Source organism: Vibrio sp. YT-17, assembly GCF_033337375.1.
Classification (GTDB): Bacteria; Pseudomonadota; Gammaproteobacteria; order Enterobacterales; family Vibrionaceae; genus Vibrio; species Vibrio alginolyticus.
In genome coordinates this window covers 65389-86334 of the sequence record NZ_JAWOQP010000021.1, presented here as the reverse complement: position 1 = coordinate 86334, position 20946 = coordinate 65389, and the positions used below count along the sequence as shown (strand labels likewise).

Here is a 20946-nt window from a genome sequence, read left to right as displayed (position 1 = left end):
TCTTTTCTCCATTAATGGCTTTGGATTTCGGTTAGTAGGTCGAGAACTACGTCTCTAACGAATCGTTCCGCTTCGCTTTGGTCAGTCATGCCAATGGATTCCATCATTTTGTCGTTCTTGGCCACTTGAGCCGCGAGCTCGGAAATGACTTCATTGGCCAGCTCGGAATCGAGGCCAACAACGGACGTGTAAAGATGGTTTTTGAGTTTCGGAGACTTGCCGATTGGGGATTGCTCGATAAGGTCAAGCACGGTAGTCAGCATGGTTGCGTAGTTCGCTTGCGACTCCATTGCGGCCAACTTCTCTTGCTCGATAGCTGTGTTGAGAGAGTTAAATTGGATCTCGAATGGCATATCGTTGTCATTCCACACCTTGCCGTCTCGGTAGATGGTGTGAATGTCGATAGCGCGCTTAACGAACGCCACCACGGCTGCGCGGATTTGGTTGGCGCGTAGTGCAGATTGAATCGAAGTGCGGAAGAAGCCGCCCTCGCCTAGTCCACCAGAAAGAAGATCACCAAACCCAAGCATGGATGGGTCTACGCCAAGCGTTCCGGCTAAGCGTTTAAGGTGAAACATAATGTCTTCGATGTGGGAGATATTCGGGTCAGTGGTAAAGGTATCGATCTGCAAGCCACCTTTAGCGCCGCCCATAAATGGCAATAGCGTGTTGATGACGGTTGGAATGAAACCTAGCTTGCGGGAACGGTCTACCACCTCTTGACGGTCTTGCTTCATCTGGTCAGCGACCATGTTGATGTATTCCGCAGCTCCGGCCGCATCTAAGCCGTCAGTGTTTACCGCTACCATGCGATCGATAAGTGAAGCATTCACACGACTTGCGCCGAGCGCTGCAATGGACTGGCGAAGCATCGACCAAGCCTCAAAACAGGTAAGAAGAATGGATGTGCCGTAGTTCTGCGTCTCGATTGGCATGCGTGAATACGCATCGTCATAAAGTGAGTAGCGCTGGCCAGTGTAGTTAACTGGCGGTATATCCATATCTGGTCGCCAGATTGGCATTTTTAGTGGGATAAGCGCCCAAGGCTCGGCAAGGCGTACCTGTTCGCCGTTCGCTCGGGTTTGTAGATATTCCGCAGTAAATCCCGCTAGCTCGCCCGAACGTTCGTACTCACGAATTTGGTTTGGCAACGTGTAGTAGTTGGCCTCAAAGTGAGTAATACCCACGCCCTCTTTCGTGTATGGGCGAACATAGTTAACCCCATAAACCAGCGTTGAATACGTCCAGTTCATTAGGTTTTCGTTGATTGGAGTTAGCAGCTCTCGGTTAAGACGGCCTACGTACTCGGCGTACTTCTCATCGGTTGGATGAAGATACACAGCCATGCCATTGTCGTTTGATACCGAAAGAGCGTGACCAAGGTGCAGATTGAGCGCGGCATCAATCGTGCTGTCCTCGGCCATTTCCTTGAGTATCGGATATAGCATGAAGCGATCTTTCGGCAGCTTGTGCAGAAAAAAGCGGTCTGAGCTTTTTCGACCGTCATTGGTCAGAGCGCCGTTGCTTTCATCTAATTGGTGTTCGCGATCGTGGAATGGCGATCCCGTGTATCCAGCGCCAGATTCAAAACTTATCCCACTCTCTTTATCGTCATTCTCGTTAAAGAAAGGGAACGCTTGTTTTAAAGCTGCCGCTAGCCCAATTGATGCCTTGTTTTGCGACATGTGCGACCTCGGTAATTTGAGGCGCTTTTTACAGGGATGGGGATGATCTTGGATGATAGCGCATCGCGTCAATGTGACCAATACGCTAATAAATCATTGATTTTCTATGCGTTAATTTTTTTTAGTCAAAGTTCAATTGCTTGCCTTTGAATCTTGGTTACTCACCAAAAACACTAATTTTTACTCTTGATGATAATAACCGTGTTCGGAATAATTCTCTCGTCCCTAAAAATCTACTTCCTTAGATATTTTAGATTATTCATTAACTTAAATTGATATTGATAGTGGCGTTTTTTTGGGATGGGGAATAGGAAAGGAAAAAGTCGGGCGAAAGCTCGACTTTTTTTTTGGCTTTTATCCAAAGAATAAAAGGCACGTTCAATGAACACTGATTTAACCCGCAGTATTGAACAGGCGACAACAATCGATGAACTGGTACGCCAGTTTGAAGCCTTGCTCGCTGTCGATATTAGCGACACTCCAAAAGGCCACCAGCGCCTTAAGGCTAACCAACTAGCCAAAGATATTCTCGCCAAGTACAACGGCGACTACTCCAACGTTTCACCCGAAGATAAAGCAGCTCTGCGCGACTACACAGGTTTTGGCGGTATCGGTGGCTCCACCAACGAATACTACACGCCTAAATGGCTGGCGAGCGCGACTTGGGATGCAGTTCGTTCCTATGACTTTACTGGCGGTAGCGTACTTGAACCAAGTTCGGGCGTGGGCGTATTTAGCGAAACCAAACCTAAAGGCACCCTGACTACATCGGTAGAAATGGATCAGACCTCAGCGGCCATCAACCAAATTCTTCACCCCGAAGACCATGTAATCCAATCGGCATTCGAAGCGGTAGCAACTAATCCTGGCATTGGCGACTTTGACCTAGTGATCGGCAACCCGCCTTATGGTGTTCGAGACGCTAGCGCGATGAAAGACAAAGCGTACAAAGACATTAAGTACGCTGATCAGTATTTCGTTTCTCGTTCTATCGATAAAGCGAAAGCTGGTGGCTTGATTGCCCTAGTGCTGCCAACTCGTATTTGTGATGCGAAAAACCTTGAGAAGTGGCGTACACAACTCGCGCTTAAAGCGGAGTTTTTGGGCGCGCACCGACTACCAACGGGCACGTTCGCTGATACGGGCGTAGTAACTGACCTTGTTATCTGGCGCAAACACAGCGACCAAGCGAAAGCACTGATTGATAGCGCCGACCGCGACACGCTGATTGAATCTAACGTACTTTGGGACACTTGGCTCAAAGGTAAGTGGTTCGAGCGCGAGGGTAAGAAATTCATCAACGGCGAACAGACTGTTGAGGGCGTAGGTAAGTTTGCGCGCAAAGTCGTGAAGCGTGGCAACCGTTCTAACGATGATATTAAAGAGTCGTTAATGCGCCGCTTTGACAGTCGCATTGATTGGATGTTACTCGATGAAGCGGTTAGCGAGCCAGTGAGCGCGAAATACTCCGATGGAGACACGATTTTCCGCAATGGCCAGCAGTACGAAATGATTGATGGCGAATGGGAGCTATCTGAAAGCAATGCGAAAACAGGCGTTATCAGTAAGGCGACCTATGGCGTAGATAACACCGATGAGATCGGTTCTATCACCTACTCTACTGAATCGATGCTTAAGCTATCGGCCAGCCAAGCGCTCAAGCTTTTCGAAGATTACGGTTACTTGTGTCATGACGACTTTAAAGCCCTAATGCGCGAGATTGCCAAGCTGCCAAAAGCAAGCCAAGAACACGCTTACAAAGGCATTCTACTTGGCATGAAAGTTCAAACACTTGCAACGCTGGTTGCTGGTAGCCGAACGACATCCAATAGCGACTTGGCCAACATGGCAATGGGCGCGGAGGACTTCCAGACCGAACAATATCGCGTGAAGTTAAGCGGCGAAGTGTTAGAGCTGAACGCACTAATGGGCGGCTCTAAGGTATCGAAGAAAGCGCTAAGCAACTTAAGCGAGAAGTACGTCTCTGCATGGAATTACTACCACTCATCGATCGATTCTAAGGGCAAACTGTCTGACCTACTCAAAGGCGACCTTAAGCGTGAGCTGACCGTTCAATACCGTTCGTCTCGCATTGGTGACGTGTTCCATCTATGTGACCGTGAACTAGGCATAACCACACTGACACTGCATGACGTTCGCACGTATTACACCGCAAGCGGTATCGATGCGATGAGCGATGAGCAGTTGCTTGATTACCTAGCGAACATGGATGAGGTAGCGGTAAACCCTGACGGCACGGTGACGGCATTCCATAAAGCGACGACTGGCCTAGTCGGTAAGCGCATGGATCAGCTGACCGCACAATTAGTATCGGCCACCAGCGATACCGTGAAAGCTAACATCATGCGCCAAATCCAAGCCATCGAATCTAAGCGAAACAAGATCTCGATTGCCGATGTGAAGATGAAGCTTACCGATAAGTGGATTCCTAAAAACATCATGCTTGAGTTCCTGCATGACCGTGGCTACACGGAATTTATCTTGGGCGACTTTACCGAGGATAAGGACGGCTTTGAGGATTTCGTACAAAGCGAATCCGGCCAATACCTTACTGGCTACCGCTGGCGTGATGGCGAATGGATTGACGGCCTAACTCGTAATGGCGTGAAAGGTAAAGCAGCGAACAGCGATGAGCGATTTGAGCGTCAAATTGAATCGTACATCAACTATGGTGCGGTTCGTGGCGGTAGTAAGAACGAAGATAAATCACTTATCCGTGAACAAATGCGCCGCCTCGATGATGAGTTTTCCACATGGATTGCATCATCTGACCATTCAGAATACTTGGAACAGGTTTACAACAATACGTTTAACGGTTGGATTAAGCCGGAGTTTGATGACTCACCACTAACGCTAAATGGCGTATCTGGTGCGATTGAGTTCCTACCTTACCAAAACTCAACGATTCGCCGTCACAGTGCAGACGGTAACGGCATTATTGCCTTTGGTACTGGCTTGGGTAAAACGCTCACTGGCCTTGGCCTCGTGCAGCACAACCTAGAAACCAAACGCGCTAACCGTGTGGCCATCGTTGTTCCTAAATCCGTGTTAGAGAACTGGTTCTATGAGTCCGACCTGTTCTTTGGTGAAAGCAATCTATCTGACAAGGTATTTATCGGCCTTGAAGTTCACAAAGACGATGACGGAAAAATCATTCGGGAACCGGTATTAGATGAAACGGGCGAACCGAAGTTAGACAAGAAAGGGGATCCTATCTTGCGCGCCAAACTGACCGTAGACACAAACGGCAAGCGCGTAGCAGAACAGCTCCACCAGCTTACACAGTCAACCGCTCGCATCGTGGTAATGACAAAAGACGTGTACAACCGCATTCCATTGAAGCCGGAAACGATTTCGGCCAACGTGCTTGAAATGCGCGATGCTGGTTTGATTGCTGGTTCAAGCAAGCTAGTTAAGGAAGCGGAAAGTCACACAGAGCAAGCGAAGAACGCGCGCTTTGAAGCGAAATATGCTGACGATGGTACGGCCAAAAACGAAGAACTACCGTACTTTGAGGACTTGCTATTCGATTCGGTTATGGTCGATGAGGCGCATGATTTCCGCAACTCGTACAAGGGCGGCTCATACCGAAACAATCTGGCATTCTTGCCTAGCCAAGCGCAAGCCGATCGCGCTATCGATATGCAGCTTAAGAACAACGTCATTAAGGCTCGCAATGACGGTCGAGGCGTTTACTTCCTAACAGCTACGCCAACCGTAAACAGCCCTGTTGATATGTTCAATATGCTGTCCCACATCATTCCGGCAGACACGTTTGCCAAGATGGGGATCTTTGACAGCGACGACTTTATCCGCATGTTTGGTAAGACTGGCGAAGCGCTGGTTACTAAGATCTCGGGCGAAGTTGAACAGCGTGAAGCCCTACTCGGATTCCAAAACCTAGACGCACTTCGAAACATCGTTAACCGCTACATGACGATCGAGGATGCTAAATCCGTTGGTGCCAACGTTCACATTCCTGACCTGATTAGCCAGCAAAGCGTTGTCCAAATGAATAGCGAACAGGAAGCGCTATATGAGGAACTACGCCAGCGCGCTGACGCAATCAGTAATCCAGACAAAGACGAAAACCAAGAGATTGTCGAGCAATACCCTAACGACACGGTTTTCGGCCTAATCCGTAAAATGGACAAGGTAAGTACAGACCTTGATTTGTACTATGAGCGTGTTACCTACCGATTCGCCAAGGACAGCAAGAAAGAGGTAGAGGCGGCAGTCGCTAAGCTACCAAATACCGTCACGGTCGCTTTTGAGGATGTGGCACCAGACGGCACGGTTAAGCTAAGCAAAATCCAAGTTAAGGTTGATAAGAGCGTTAAGGTCGAGGGCGATCACTGCGTGGTTCAGCTCCACCAGCAACTTGATGACCGATTCACAAACATTTGTGACAAGGCCAAGTTGAAATTTACGCACCCTGTCTCCCCTAAGTACGCCAAGTTCCTTGAGAACGCGCGCGAGATTTATCTGGCTGGCGGTAAGCAGCTTGTCTTTACCGAAGAAAAAACACAGCACAAGAAAGTCGCGCGAATCATTGCGGATTTTGTTGGTTGTAAGCTGTCTGAAATCGGTATTTTGAACAGCGATACCGTTGCGGGTAAGAAAGGCTCTAAAGCGACTGAGGACGATGAGGAAGCGGGTTTGGAAGCAATGGCCAATGCTTACAACACCTCGAAATACAAATTCATGATCCTCAATAAAAAAGGCGAAGTCGGCATCAACCTGCATCATGGCACAACCGATATTCACCACTTAACGCTACCTTGGACTCCAATGAGTATCACACAGCGTAATGGCCGTGGCGCGCGTGTTGGCTCTAAACAAAACAGCGTGAACGTTCACTACTACACGTCGAAAGGCTCATTCGATGATTTCCGCTTGGCCACAATCCAACGCAAAGCCACTTGGATTGAGACAATGTTCAAAGGTGATGAAAAGTACATTGCGAACGCCGATGCAGACGCAGCCGACGAAACTGCAATCATGCTGGCAGCAAATCCAGAAGAGGCGAAAGCCCGTATCGAAGCGGCTAAGCGTCAAGCTGAGCGCAAGCGCAAATTAGAGGAACGCCGACTAGCAAGTATTAACGTTAGCAAGTACATCAAAGCCACCCAAATGCTTGCTTTGGATGTGAGTGCGGTTGAGGGCGAGCTGGCCGAGCTACGCGAGAAGTTAGAGCCACTACGCAAAGAGGTGGAAGAAGATCGCCTACGTGCCGAGGGCGAGAAGCGCGGCAGTTGGCAGCACAAAAACTACCAACGCACCAAAGGCAGACTGTTTGCGCTAGAAAGCCAAATCAAAACCTATGAGGCAGCGACCAAAAACCGCGACAAAGCGAGCGATACCATCAAGAAATTGAAACCAGCAATGGAGCTGGCCATCAATGACGGTGTGTTAAAGGATTACCCTGACTTCCTAACTCATCCAGAGTTATACATTGTTCGCAACGGTGTGATTGTGCGTAATGGCTACACCTACAAAGCCGAAGTTAAGAGCCGTTCTTGGAGCGCCGAGTACGATTCAAAAGCAACAATCATGATCACCAACTTCGACCGTAAATCTGGCACGGTGGACGGCTTTATTACTGAAATGGACGGCGAACCAGCGTCACGCAACTATGTCGATCTACCTGTTGAGCGCATCATTGAAATTGCGCCAGTGAATCAGGATAGAGCTGCGCTAGAAGCAAAAGCGCTCCAAGGTGTACCACTAAGTGAAGTCGCTCATACGTTTGACCGTGAGACGTTCTTTGAACTGGTAGCAGAGAAGAAAATGAAAGCCTACGGTAATAGCCGCCGTTGTTTGGTGCGCAATGCTGACGGCTCATTCTCTACGCCGTGGGGGTTGGATGTTGAACCAGACCAAACGCTGATTTATCCAGATGCGAGCGATAAAGCGATCGTGAAAGCCCTACTCGACCAAGTAACCAAGCAATTGGAAGATAAAGGTCGCGTGATGTTGGAACACGACATTCTAAGTTTCTTTATCGGTAGCGATTGGGACAAACAGGCGATGGAAAACGGCAACCAAGTGAGCGAACAGGAAGTTGTTGAACTGGTGACACTTGAGATCAAAGCATTCGAGGAAAAATACCCTGAGCTTTATCAAGAAGCGCTGCTGAAAGCAGAGACGACTTACAAAACGTCTATCACTTTCCTTAAAGAGCTAGATAACCATCTAAGCAATTTGAAATGGACAGGTTACACCAACGCACACGAAGCGCGCCGCCTATCGGCTCGTGAGTTCACTCGTTACACCGATATTCTGACCGAACGCTCTAGCGAATACCGCACAGAGCTGGAAGATAAGCTATTCGCTGACTTCACTAAGCTGGTGGCTAACGACCCTGACCGTGCGAAACGTCTATCACAGATCGCGTACTGGATGACGCAATACAAACCAACGACCGATACTCACCTACTGAAAAAGGTCGATGCGATTTACGGCGAAAACTCACAAGAAACCATGCTTAAGGTATGTGCTGACCTACACGCTATTGGCGAACGTGAGTTCCTATCCGGTGATGGCCTAATCTTCTCGGATGACTGGTCATTGAATCGCATGAAAGGTGCGTATGGTTCGCTATTCACTTATCGCAGCGCACAGCGTGAGGAATTTATCGAGAAGTACCTAAATGCGGATAAGCCGGAAAAGGCCGAGGTTAAAGTGACCGAAACGCAGAAAGTGAAAATCGATAATATCTCTGCCATTAACGTAGAGAGCATCGAGAAGTTTAGCGAACTAATGTCAGGCATTGGCATCGACGTTAAAATGGTGACTTCACCAATTAGCTGGAAGCCTAAGCGCGGTCGCAACCGAAAAGAGATTGTTGTAGAGCCATACGAGCGCATTGGTTTGATGGACAACAATGGCCTTAAAGGTTCGCTTAAAGTGATGTTCGCTGGTGACAAGGAAGCTAAGGCCGAGTACGGCGCTGACTTCGCATCAAACACAAGCAGTGAATTTAATGGCGGCTGGTGGTTTATCTCTGCGAAAGCGGATTTGGAATTGCTAGCGAAATCGCTATTAACCATTCATAACACAATGGCCGAAGCTGCCTAACTCAAATTTTCGCATGCGAAAACTTTTTGGAGACAACAATGATTACCCAAGTGAAATTGCCTACCGTTGAAGATCTACAGCCCTTACTCGATGAGGCGCTAGAAGCAGCGCAAAGCAAAGAAGCATTTATCCAAGCTCAAGTAGATGGCATTTACAAAACACTTAAAGCCAATCCGCTCATGTACCGTCACTATGGCGCTTATTGGTGGGCGGTTAAATCGCTCATGGCCAAGCATGGTTATGACCTTGGCAGCGATTCAGAAGTGATCACAGAGCAACACTTCAATTTCGAAGACCCTGCGATTTTGTTGTGTGCTGCGTGGGCGTACCAGCAAGAGCAAGTTGATAAAGGCTACTGGCAAGCAAACCTACATACCTACTACGTCGATGATGAAGAATTTGAATATTCTATCGAGGACGTAAATCTCGAAGCGTGGAGTGTTAACAGCAAATCGATGCGTTAAGTTTTCGCATGCCCGTCATTTTTGGCGGGTATTTTTTTGCATGAAATTTGGTAAGAAGTTCTCGCATGCGAAACTATACGGAATGGGATGTTTTAAAGTTCTCGCATGCGAAAACTTTTGAGATAGAAAAAATAAACCCCGCCACTGAACAAATGGCGGGGATTGCACGTTGAACAGATAAGCTTTGATGCAATCAATCCTACCCCTAATAGTTTTGTTGCCGCCTATCTGTAATTTAATGTATATGAAATAATTTTCATATTCAACAGGTTTTTCAATATTTTTTATTAAAAACAATGAATTATGCAACTAGGTGCTTTTTCCCTTCTTATGCCTGTTGACGCTGCTCTTTGTAACCTAGTTAAGTAATAGAATTGTCAAAAAGTTTTCGCATGCGAAAACACATGGAATCAATCTCACAATTTATCTAATGTTCTTGCATGCGAAAACTTGTGCAATCGGTTCTGTTTGTTACTTTTTTTTCTTGTGCTGTTGCTACTGGCAACGTATAGTGTGTGCCTGTTGCCAGTGACAACAATCGAGAGGCATTGATATGGCATCCAAGGAACGATGCGAAAGATTAAATCAATTAGTCCAAAAGGCAGGAAGTACCAGAAAAGCCAAGCAGCTCATTGATGGCGTTAAGGGTGTAAGCCCTTGCCACACTGCTATTTACAAAGCAATGCACGGCGGCGGTACAACTGATTACGTAGTTCAGTGCTATATCGAGGATCTTGAGGTAGCACTGAGCAAACCAAAACAGCAAACAAATTCCACCAGCAAAGGAAATTAATTAATGAGCATTATCATGGCGATTGCCAACCAAAAAGGCGGCGTTGGTAAAACAACTTGTACTTACAACTTTGGCATTAGCATCGCTAGCCAAGGCAACAAATGTCTATTCCTGGACTTTGACCCACAAAACAACTTAGGCGGCTCAATCGCACCGGAAATGGTCGAGAATCCAGAGTACACATCTGCGAGCTGCCTACACAACGCTTACAACCTTTTTGAAAATCCAGTAAAGGCTAAACCTTTCGAAGTCAGCGAAAACGTACACGTTATTGGCGGCGATAAGCGCATGGGTAACATTACTCAATCACAAATCTTAAACGTGGCTGAGTCTATCGACCTTATCAAAGACGACTACGACTATATCTTTATCGACTGTCCACCAGCGGCGAACGCGCTACAGCATGCAGCGCTACTTGTGGCCAGTAAGCTACTTATCATTAGCCAAGCACAAAAAATGTCGATCAAAGGCGTTAATGAGCTAGTTAAGACCTCGCGCCAAATCCGTCGAATGAACCCTGACTTGGAAGTATTAGGCATTGTCCTAAACCTTATCGAAGCCAACATTACAAACGACCAGCGCGAACAGGAAGCGGAACTTCGTAAAGAGTACGGCAACCTAGTTTTTGAAAACAAACTGATTAAAACAACGCGCGTAAGTGAAGCTCTAAACCAAGGCAAAGCACTGATTGAAACCAACCCTAAAGCGGCTGAGAAATTCGGCTTTACAGCGGTTTGTGAGGAACTTTGCAAGCGCATGGTAGAGGTGACAGCATGACCAAAAGCTTAAGAGATCGAATCAAGCTTAGCGACTTAGATAATCTCTTGGATGAATCAGCGGTAGAAATCCGCGATGCAGCGAAAGTGCTGGCTATCCCTAAAGACTCTTTGTATTCAGTTGAGCAAGTTCGTGAAGAATTTAACGATGAATCACTACTTGAGTTATGCGAAAGCCTAGAAGAAAACGGCCAAATTCAACCTGTCGTTGTTTACCCGTTCGATGGCAAGGGATACAAAATCCAAGAGGGTGAACGCCGTTGGCGCGCCGCTATGTTGAGCGACAAGCTAACTCACGTTGAATGTATTGTCCGTGAAAAGGGCGATATTTTTGGTCAGCTCATCGAAAACATTCAGCGAGAAGATTTAACGCCAATCGAATTAGGTAAGGCGTTTGACCAAGCAAAGAAAAAGCACAATCTGGATAACCGTGGCTTGGCTAAGCGCCTTGGCAAATCAGACGGCTACATTTCGAAATACCTAAATGTGCTTAAAGCTCCTGACTTTGTTTTGGAAGCATTCCAAAAAGGGATTATTGGTGATGTAGAGTCCATCAACGAACTACGCAAAGCAACCGTCGATAACTCTAAGCGCGTTCGTGAAGCGCTGGAAAGCGGCGAGAAGCTAACACGCCAAGATTGTGTAAAACTGCGCACTGGCGAGCTAGATAGCAAGGTGGAAGTTGCACCTCAACCTAGCAAACCAGAGAAAGCAGAAAAGACCGATAAGACACCAGTAAGCAAAAAGCCTACGGCAAACCAAAAGCCTACCAGCATTTGTGTGATGGTTAATGACCGTCATGGTTTGGTGTTCGCATCTGGTAAGCATAGCGACAAGCTAACGGTACTGTTTGATGATGGCGAACTTGAGCAAGTGCCAGTTGGTGAAGCTCAATTAGTTGGGTATCGTGTGTAAAGTTCTCGCATGCGAAAACTTTTAAAGCGGGTGGCTAATTAGCTGCCCGTTTTTCGTTAGGACGTAATACCCGCCGTCACGGTAGACACCAACCACATAGTGATCGAGCGGCACGTCTTGCCAGCCAAATAGCCCTAGTTCGTCATCGCAATAAGCGACGATATTCACCAGCTTTACCTTTTGGACATGCAGTAGATAGATATTATCTAGCGCCCCTTTAAATGGTCTGTAGATATACTCGCCATCTTTCCTTAAAGCGGGGATCTCATTCCCTGCGACTGAATGGCCATCGGCAACGCCGTCTTCGTTTATGTCGATTAGCCCGTAGTGATAACGATGCCTGATAGTAAACATCCCCTACTCCCAAATGCAAAAACGCCAGATTTGACAATTAAATCTGGCGTTTTTGTGTCTATAAAGGTTGTATAGGCAATATATGCCAAGAACTATTTTATAGCATGCCTCGAAGCGTTTGCAAGTTCGTCCAGTTGCACACTAGACTCGAACATAAAGCCTGTTTGTACCCCCTCATTTTCTAGCTCTTGATTTACACGCCCAAGAATATCAATAAGCGATGCACCGCCGCCGCCAAACATATCCCCGAGCGCTTGGCCTTGGTGAAGCAACTCACTATTGATTGCCTCGGCCATTGCCTTAAATGCCAGTGTCATGCGTTTTGCGCTTCGGTTGTTAGCAGCAATGAATCTCGCCAGCGCTTCGGCCTCGGGATCGTTGTCGCCAAACAAACCGGACTGAGCTAATAGCTCATCGATGTGCTGACCGGAATCTTTGGCCTGTCTCACTAACTCGGTTGCTTGCACCAGTGAGTCAAGTGCTGACTTAGCGAGGTCAGGTTGTGAGGCGTTAATTTCCACGGCTTCTGCCAGCGTTCCAGACGTGTTTTTATGCACCTCTCCGCTAAGGTATTGCATCTCAACAAACGCGCTTGCTGCGCCGTTTAGCGCGCTCAAAATGTTGCGAATTTCGGGATCGGCTTCCTCGGCTACCAGCTTCACCAACTTCTCGTTTTTGTACGCCTTGGCAAACACGGCATTTTGCATGCGCTCAATCAGTTGCTTGGTTGGTCGGCCATCTTCGGTAAGTAGTCCGGCGGTTGAATTATCCCCAATTTCAGTTAAGAAACTGTTTATAAATCCTTGGTTAGACTTGGCCAAAAGGTTGCCTGTTTCGCTCGGTTGGAATAGAGCAATCATGCGGTCATCGATGCGCTCTGCGTCAACCCAAGCCGTCTCGGCGGCGCTCATCTGTTGCAAGTCAGAGAGGTTGGAGTCTCGGGCAAACTTAGCACGGTTAACTTTGGTGACACGTTCTCGAACCAACACTGGCTCGCGCATGCTCTCAACTTTCTCCGGTGATAGGTCGAAGCGCTCCGCATTGTCGATTAGGAACTGGCGGTACTTATCAGCCTTGCCCTCTCGATACGCTTTGATGATAGCGATGGTTCGACCGTTCCCCGACTCCACCACATTATCCGAGCCAACAATCGGTGCGCCGTGGCTAGATAGTCCAGAATCGGTTAATTGTTGTGGACGCAAATCGTTGGCCATCTTTGAGATCTGCAATTTTGAGGATACGCGAGTACGGTCGCGCGGTTGCAGCTCTTGCGGGAAGTTCGGATTGATTCGACCGTCTAAGTCGTTCGATGGAATAAGGTCGCTGGCTTCCACGACTTTAAATCCTGTTTCCACTTCGTCGCCTTTTGCTGTCACAACGTAGCTGGTGCGACCTAGCTTGGGTTTTAGATTGTCTGTTGCGTACAGTTGAACAATCTCGGCTAGGTCATTGATGTTTTTCGCCTCTTTGATTTCGGCGCTAATTGATGTGAGTTGGTTCAATTTGACTGCTCCGGTGGAGTGGCGAGTTTTCGCATGCGAAAACTTTTGGGACAGGGAAAAGGATTAAAGGCTCTTAAGCAATGCGAAAAGCGCCTTGGCGTAGTTATGACGTTCGCTGGCTGCTAGTGCAAGGTTTAAAGATTGCTTGTAGTAATAGTCTGCTCGGATTTTAGTGAAAACATTCATCGTTTTTTCTCAAGTTCTCTGAAAAGTTTTCGCATGCGAAAACTATATCGAACGAGATTCTTTAAAGTTCTCGCATGCGAAAACATCCGTGTCTTTCGCGCTCCATGCAAAAAAGTTCTCGCATGCGAAAACTTAAGCGGCCAGTTTGTCAGGATTGTGCTCGAACCATTCAATCGCTTTTTGCTTGATGCTATCTAGCTTCAAGCCCTCTGAGTGAACGTCTCGCATTACATCAACAAACAACGATGGCTTGGCTGTATTAAACTCCCCTGCAAGGAATCTCGCAACCAGTTCGCTTTGTTCAACTGGACGTTCGCCATTGTCGCGCTCACTCTGCTCAATGTGCTTAGTGATGATCTTGATAGCTTTGCTACGGTCAGCGCGCGACCAGCTACCAAAACCACCATTTTTCTTGGCTGAGCCCGCATCGTTTTTCCAGTAGTCCAAACCGCGCGCAACATGCCCCTTGTAGCCAAACTGGAAGTTTTCGCCATCCTTGTAAACAACGTAGTTATCCCCCTTTTCAACCATTTGGTAGTTAGGGAAAAACGCCATTTCGTATTCGTACCAGTTAGGCAAAAGTAGCACTTCATTGAGCTTTTCAATCTTATCGGAGCGGCCTAACTTGGAAAATTCTTCTACCGATATTGGCTCATCCGAACTTGATACCGGTTCCTGCTCAACCTTTTGGTTAGCGCCTGTCAGTTTATTAAGAATTTCCACCAGCTCACGGTTCTTTTTGATGCGTTCACCAATCGATAGCTGGCCACTCTTAAGCTCTTTCAACAAACCCGCAGCATCGCGGTTGAGCGTCATTTTTTCTCTTAAGCTTAACACTTGATTCTCTCCGGTTTAGGCCGCCGATGTGGCGGCCTTGGTTGTGATTAGATTTGCGCTTGGATCATGCTGGTGATGTTGCTTAGAGCGGCATCCATCAACGCTTCGTTCTCTGCTATTTGGTCGTTAGCTTCGAAGTGGGCGTAAGCCTGTTCTAGTGCGGTTTGGAACTCATCAACCAATTCCGGCGTAGGTTCACCAGTGAAATCTCGGATTTCCTTTAGTTTCTCTACATGTTCCATTTCTTCGTTATTGCCCTCTGTTTCAGATTGAGGCGCCTCACTACTTAGATTGAACGTTTTCACTAATAGCGCTTCCATTTCCGCTGTATCGTCAAATTCACCGATCAAGTCGTTGCCTTGGTATAGCGCGAACTTGTACTCGCCATCTTTAGCGATCGGATAAATGTCAGCGTGGCTTTCATTTAACCATGAACGGGCGATTAGCGGAGCGTACACGTTCGCTGGCACTGAGCCATTTACTGAGTGGATACCTGCCGCAACACTTGGTTGTACCAATGCGCCTTTTTCGTTGTAGTAGGTATCCGCAGATTGCCAGTCCTTAATCGTCTCAAGTTGAGCTTTCGCTTTTTCGCTTAAGTCGGTCGCTAGAATGTCGAATAGAACGTCTAGGCTGTAAGTGAGTCCGTCCTCATCTTTCGCATTAATCGACTTCACTCGGCCTGTTGGGAAAGTCACTTCCTGCTTACCAAGTTTTAGCTCTAGGTTGGTAAAGGCTTCTAGCTGCTCAAGCGCTTTCGCTTCTTCTTCATCTAGGCTTTCACGGAATGAGGTAACGTCTAATACATCATCCTCTGCCTGTTCGCCTTGCTGGTGCATTTCAGTTAGAGACGCGAGCTCTACCACTTTGCGCTCTTTACCAAAATCAAAGTCCACGGTTAGGCGGCCACCAAAGAAATTGCGATCGTGGTAATCGGTCATCGTGTCGCTGTTGTTGTAGTCGTATTGGCCTACATAAGCGTTAACGAACTCGATCAGCTGATCTACTGCTTCGGTATAACGGCTCATACCGTGTGGCGCTGGCGAGTTAGGGTTATCAATCTCGAACTGTAGGTAAGCTGGATTGTAGAGCATGACGTTTCTTGGCAAGTCAGTCAGCGTTAGGTCTAGTGTGCCGTAGCGAGGTTTGCGTACTGAGATTTTAACGTCATTACTGATCTTGCCAGCTTTCTTAAGCTGAGCGATAAAGGCGCGGATTCGCTTAGCGATTTCACCCGTATCTCGAATGCCCTCGCTCTCATAGATTGAGCCAAATGAATATTGAGTTGGGTCTAGTGCGAGAAGTTGTTTTTCTTCCTCGGATGCACCCTTGCTCACTTCATCTGCTGTGTCAGATTCTACGGCGTTCTTAGCACCCAATAGCTCAAGCAGTTTGTTAGCACCGTCAACCGTTAGGTAGCTGCGAGAATTGGTGTTAGCGATAAAGCGTAGCTCTTTACCCTTGTTCGACTTCGCTGAGAAGAAACTGTAGCCAAATGTATTTTCCATTTGGTTCTCTTGTTCTTCGGTTAGCGCAATATCGTTAATCTTGCCGTCAGCGTCCACCTTAGCTAGTAGCTTGTCGGCGTTCTCGCGTAGTGTTGGGCGCGAGTGAAGCGAACCCGAGCCGTTAATGGCTAACGTTGAATACAATGATTCAAAGCCGTTGATTGTGGTGAACATGGCCGGACTGACAGGCTCTAGTGGTGCGCTGTATTCCGTCTCTGCAATTTGCTCAAGCGTTTTGCCGTCCTTAAGCATGCTAAAGATTGCAATAGTGCTTTCTTTCACTGCTTGGTCGTTTAGTTGAGTCGCTTTTTGCTGCGCTGCTGCGCCCTCTAGGCCAGTTTCTAGCACCTTGCCTGTGTACGTATCGATAACGCTAAAATCAGATTGGCCAATAGTGCCAACTGGTGCGTAGCGTTTCTCGCGTGTCGCCTTGAATTGACCTTTATGGTTCAAGTCAGGCAACGCAGCAAGGCTAGGGAAGCCACGGCTTTCGTATTCCGCTTCGATAGCTTTTGTGTACCACAATGGCATGACCGAGTTATGGATAGCGCGCGCCATCTGTTCATTGTCGATCTGCTCATCGTTATCCAAGTATCTAAAACCATGAATTGCCAGGATGTCTTGGTTGGTAACACTTGCCATTGCATAGTGCTGAGCAAAGAGCTCATCTGAACTTAGTTCGGACAGGTCAGGGTAGATACCGTCATCAATCGCCTTAATGAAGCGCTCAACTTTTTGGTAGTCCTCGCCTTGGTCTGCCATTGCTGGAATGACGGTTTCACCTTTTGCCTTGGTGTAAGCTACGTCTCCCTCATGGTAAACCGTAGTCGCGCTAAACGCTTTTTCTACGTCATCCAGTGCTAACGCTTCGCCGTTCTCAAACTTCTCGTATAGGTCGCCACGTAGCGCGCGTAGGTCGAACATTTTCGCCGTTGCACTAAAGAATCCGTCACGGTAGTTCAAGATAGCTTGCAGTAGGTCAGCGCGTTTCGCACGGCGGTTAAATGGAATGCGATGAGCCGTTAGGAAATCAGTGATCTCTTTGCGGTTCTTAAATTGCGCTTCCAGTGACGCTAGGGTTTCACCTTGTAGTGATTCCACTAGGTGCGCTTGTTCTGAAATACGCTTAGCTTGGTCATCCACTTTCTCGCCACGTTTTAGTGTTTTACCAGTACCTAGCGTTAGGTCAGCTAGCATAACAAGACGTTTGCGATCGCTTGGGTTTACTGACTGCATATCCTTAAGTTGGGATAGAGCTGCTTCTTGGAAGCGCATGCGGCCTTGCGTGTGTTTTGCTTGGCGCTGTAATTCAGCATCGCTTTGAACCAGCATTAGGTCTTCGGCAATCTCTTGAATCATGTCCGGCGTCACAAGGTCAATCGATGCGCTCCATAGCTTGTACGCGTTTGGATTTTCCTTGCGGTTCTTCATTTCTGGTTGCTGGCGTAGCTGCTTAGCGAACGCTGCTTTGAAGCCCACTTGTTTTAGGGTATCGAGCGTAGACTGAGGAATTTCATCAACGCCTTTGTCCTCAACCCATTGGTCTAGCGCTTCGGTTGCGATGCGCTCCGCTTCTTTTAGGTCGCCCTCAACCATGCCAAATAGCGGCTCTAGGTCAAAGTTACTTACTAATTCTGGTGGCAGTTTTTGGTCATAAGCGATCGCACCGTGGCGAATGCCATTACCAGCGTCAGCGAATTGCTCTTTGGCCGATTCTGGATCGAGGTACTTAACCACTTGATGTTGTGGCGGCGTCGTACCCAAGCCATAAGGGCGTAGACGTAGGCCATACCAGAATAGGTTATCCGTGGTTTCGTCTTTGTCTTGGTCGTTCGCGTTTGGCTCGTCGTTCTCAATTGGTTGTGGTTCTTCGTTGCTGTTATCGGTATCTTGAAGCAACTTAGATTCGCGATCGTAGTCAGCCAGAATAAGTGATTTAGCAGCTTCCCAACCTTGTAGATCGTCGCCACCAGCAAGCGGTGAACCCTCTCCGTAAGTGACAGCCAAGGTTTGGTTATCGCGCGCGTGGATCATGTACTGGCCAAAGCTATCATCGTCGTTCGCGTCAGGCGATTCGAAGTAGACAAACGGCTCGCTATCTTCGCCTTTATCCATCTTCCAGCCCTTAGCAATGGTCTTGCGACCAATAAGAGCCAATAGCCATTCTTTGCGCTCGATATTTGCTTTTCGTTCCCGTTCTTCGTCTGACAACTGAGGAAAATCGTTTTCAATTGAATCACGGATGTATTCTTTAGCCTCGGCAAGCTCTGATACCGTCATAGCACCTTTATCGAGGTCATAAATCGCATCATTGATATACGACTCTGAATAAGTGCTAGGAACGTTTTGATTTGCTGCACCTGCAAACTCTAATGAGTCTTTAAACTCTTGGCTTAGCTGCCTAACAAAGGCATCAAGATCGCCATTGAAAGCACGGTTAATGATGAAGTCGCGTTTCTCTTGCTTAGTCCATGAAGCGTCCCATTGCTCGATCACTTGAGACGAACTACCACCAGCGTTTACATTTGTCGTTGCTGTATTTGCTGCTGGCCTGATAGCAGCAAGCTGTTTGCGTAGTTCTTCTTGGATTTCGTTCTGCGTAGCGATCTGAGTTTCCAAGCGCTTCTCTTTCTTGGCCAGCTCATCGAGCTTTTGTTCCAAGTCGGTAGCTTCTTCGCCTAGTTGCGCAGCTTGTTCATCAAGTTCTTGTGCCTTTTGTTGCGCTTCTTCCAATGCTTTCTTGTCAGCGTCTTTCTTGGCCTTAGCAGCGACAAATTTCTCGCTGTTGTTTTCAAGCAACTGCGCTAGCTTGTTGGTCACTTCCTTAAGGGATAAATCCATGTTGCCCTTTGGCGCGACTACGTGAGTAATATCGCGCGAGTTCATTAGAAAGCGGAACGCGATTAACGTGTCATCTGGATTGATTTTTAGCGGATCGTTATCCGGCGCATGGAACGCAATAGAAATGCTCTGGCCATCTGAAAACGGGATTTTCACCATTTGGACAGCAACCGCACCAGACTTGCGCGGTTTGCCTACTTCTACGGCTTCTACCGATAGAGTAGGGGTTTTACGTTCCAAGTGCTTACCGAATTGCTGAGCACGAAATTGAAGCCTTGAGGCTTTCGATTTGAACGCCTCTAACATCATTTGTGGCACAGGTTTGCACTGATACAAGTAGGTGTTCTCCAAATCCTCAAGTGACAATGCCTCTAGGATTTGATCGGCGTTTTTACCTTGCAGCACCGCTTCAATCTGCTCCGGCGTGAGTTTCTTGGCCAGATGGTCGATGCGATCCACAATCTTGATTTGATTTTGACTGGTAAACATCATGACTTTGCCGCCTCTAATTGTGCTTCAAGTTCTTTGGTTTCTTGCTTCTCTTGCTCTAATGCAGTTTCGAGATCTGCTATGCGGCGTTGTTCTTCTTCCAACTTAGTGCGAACGCTATCCCGAGCGGCTAGGGCATTGGTGTAATTGGACTGAGCGACTTGTTCAGCCGCTTTGGCTTCTTCAAGTCGCTTAGCAATAGAACGTGTAGCTGGTTGAATGTCTGAGGTGTCTTTAACGGCTTTAGCCGCTTTACGTGCAACTTGCTTGTCAAACTTGCTTTGGTTGCGCTTCATTAGGCGAACCATTTCACGCGCAAGCTCGCGCTCGTTCTTCACGCTAGGGATAGGCTGTTTAGTGCTGTTGAGTGTCATTTGGAAAATATCACCCTCATCACCAATAAACAGCGTCATTGACTGGCCATTATCAAAGAATAACTTGGCGCGTTTAACTGTCTCGCCGTCTCGTCTCGTTCTCTTGTTCGAGGCTTCTACGTCTGTAACAGTCGCACCAGCTTGTTTTAACGCAGTGATCAGACTCTTAAGGCCGCGTTCGGTCACGTTGTCAAAATCGACCACCACATAGTTATGTGACTGGTCTAGTGCAAACTTACTGTTGTTACGCAATTTCAAATTCCTCTGAATATGTCGTACAGGTAGGAAAGATTTTGTACAGCGGATTGATTAGGGAACAGGAGCGCTCAATCTTAACGTCCAGAATCCACTCGCCATGCAGCTTTTCCCCCGCTTCGAGTTCGAGTAACTTGCGTTCGAACGTCAGGTATTCGCTGTTATGTCCGGCGTGTGAAAAGTCGAGCTTACGTGTGCGAGTAATGACGGCTTTTGGTCGTTTTTTACTGCGCAACGAATAGGTTAAAGTCCCACTCGTTATGGCTCGCTGAGATTGATAACCAAGAACGAATCGAATCACATCGGGATCGTCCATCTGGTTTGCATGCAGTATTTTTACTGCGTTTCGTTTAAGCAAAAATCGGTCAGCAATGGCTAGGCCAATTACTGCAAATTCCATCATTTGCCTTGCCCTCCGGTATTAAAAAATCTCGCTAACATTTGGCTAGCCAGCTTGCGGATAAAGTTGATCGAGTCTGCTCCGTTGTTCGACGCAATGAGGACAAGCGCGCTGGTATAACCAGCCTCCACACCCTCGCTTTCACACAAGTAAGCGACTATCAAACCGACCACCAACGCCAGCGTTAGCTCGGTTAAAAAATCAAGGAATCCACCAGCTAGACGTTGCTCGCGTATGCCTTGGAGATATGACCCAACACCACTGAGGACAGATAGAGCCAGTACGCTAATCGCAAAGCTCTCACCAACAACTGACACTGGCATTAAATCCCCCTTTAGTATATTACCTAGCGAGTGTATTCGGAATAGTGGCTTTTGCTCAATAGACGGGCGTTACTTACTTTTGAATGGGTATTAAATAGGGCTGTTTTGCGGAAAAAAGTTAGATTTCAAGAGCCTATATAAAA

The 20946-nt window shown here is 47.5% G+C and carries 13 protein-coding genes; 5 read left to right on the top strand and 8 right to left on the bottom strand.

Annotated features, from left to right (window positions below; all coding sequences use genetic code 11):
- Positions 1–11 precede the first annotated feature (11 nt).
- On the bottom strand, positions 12–1685 hold the full coding sequence (locus tag R7F67_RS18690; RefSeq protein ID WP_206954271.1) for a portal protein: 1674 nt from the start codon (positions 1683–1685) through the stop codon (positions 12–14).
- Positions 1686–2066: 381 nt separating this feature from the next.
- Here R7F67_RS18690 and R7F67_RS18685 point away from each other — a divergent pair, with 381 nt between their 5' ends.
- From R7F67_RS18685 to R7F67_RS18665, 5 genes are all read left to right on the top strand, one after another.
- Positions 2067–8786 (top strand): SNF2-related protein, encoded by a 6720-nt coding sequence (locus R7F67_RS18685; RefSeq protein ID WP_206954273.1) that lies wholly within the window; start codon positions 2067–2069, stop codon positions 8784–8786.
- A gap of 38 nt (positions 8787–8824) precedes the next feature.
- A complete protein-coding gene (locus R7F67_RS18680) occupies positions 8825–9250 on the top strand; it encodes a hypothetical protein (RefSeq protein ID WP_206954274.1) in 426 nt (141 codons plus the stop codon).
- Positions 9251–9803: 553 nt separating this feature from the next.
- A complete protein-coding gene (locus R7F67_RS18675; protein WP_017634062.1) occupies positions 9804–10043 on the top strand; it encodes a hypothetical protein in 240 nt (79 codons plus the stop codon).
- Between the two features lie 3 nt (positions 10044–10046).
- On the top strand, positions 10047–10820 hold the full coding sequence (locus tag R7F67_RS18670; protein ID WP_017634061.1) for a ParA family protein: 774 nt from the start codon (positions 10047–10049) through the stop codon (positions 10818–10820).
- Positions 10817–11734: a ParB/RepB/Spo0J family partition protein gene (locus tag R7F67_RS18665; RefSeq protein ID WP_206954275.1), complete on the top strand. Its 918-nt coding sequence runs from the start codon at positions 10817–10819 to the stop codon at positions 11732–11734. Before R7F67_RS18670 ends, R7F67_RS18665 begins: the two co-directional genes overlap by 4 nt.
- A gap of 21 nt (positions 11735–11755) precedes the next feature.
- On the opposite strand, the gene R7F67_RS18660 is transcribed toward R7F67_RS18665, so the two are convergent.
- The 7 genes from R7F67_RS18660 to R7F67_RS18630 form a co-directional block, all read right to left on the bottom strand.
- On the bottom strand, positions 11756–12088 hold the full coding sequence (locus tag R7F67_RS18660) for a hypothetical protein (protein ID WP_079878982.1): 333 nt from the start codon (positions 12086–12088) through the stop codon (positions 11756–11758).
- A gap of 92 nt (positions 12089–12180) precedes the next feature.
- On the bottom strand, positions 12181–13590 hold the full coding sequence (locus tag R7F67_RS18655) for a hypothetical protein (protein ID WP_238952807.1): 1410 nt from the start codon (positions 13588–13590) through the stop codon (positions 12181–12183).
- Between the two features lie 318 nt (positions 13591–13908).
- Entirely contained in the window at positions 13909–14592 is a 684-nt protein-coding gene (locus R7F67_RS18650; RefSeq protein WP_206954276.1) for a hypothetical protein, read from the bottom strand.
- A gap of 68 nt (positions 14593–14660) precedes the next feature.
- Positions 14661–19454: a hypothetical protein gene (locus R7F67_RS18645; protein WP_318057304.1), complete on the bottom strand. Its 4794-nt coding sequence runs from the start codon at positions 19452–19454 to the stop codon at positions 14661–14663.
- Complete coding sequence (locus R7F67_RS18640; protein ID WP_033905426.1) at positions 19451–20077, bottom strand: hypothetical protein; 627 nt, start codon at positions 20075–20077, stop codon at positions 19451–19453. Before R7F67_RS18640 ends, R7F67_RS18645 begins: the two co-directional genes overlap by 4 nt.
- The gene (locus R7F67_RS18635) at positions 20070–20483 is read right to left on the bottom strand and encodes a hypothetical protein (protein ID WP_206954278.1); all 414 of its coding nucleotides are present in this window, start codon (positions 20481–20483) and stop codon (positions 20070–20072) included. Before R7F67_RS18635 ends, R7F67_RS18640 begins: the two co-directional genes overlap by 8 nt.
- Positions 20480–20803: a hypothetical protein gene (locus R7F67_RS18630; protein WP_017634052.1), complete on the bottom strand. Its 324-nt coding sequence runs from the start codon at positions 20801–20803 to the stop codon at positions 20480–20482. The genes R7F67_RS18635 and R7F67_RS18630 overlap by 4 nt, the downstream gene beginning before the upstream one ends.
- Positions 20804–20946: the final 143 nt, after the last annotated feature.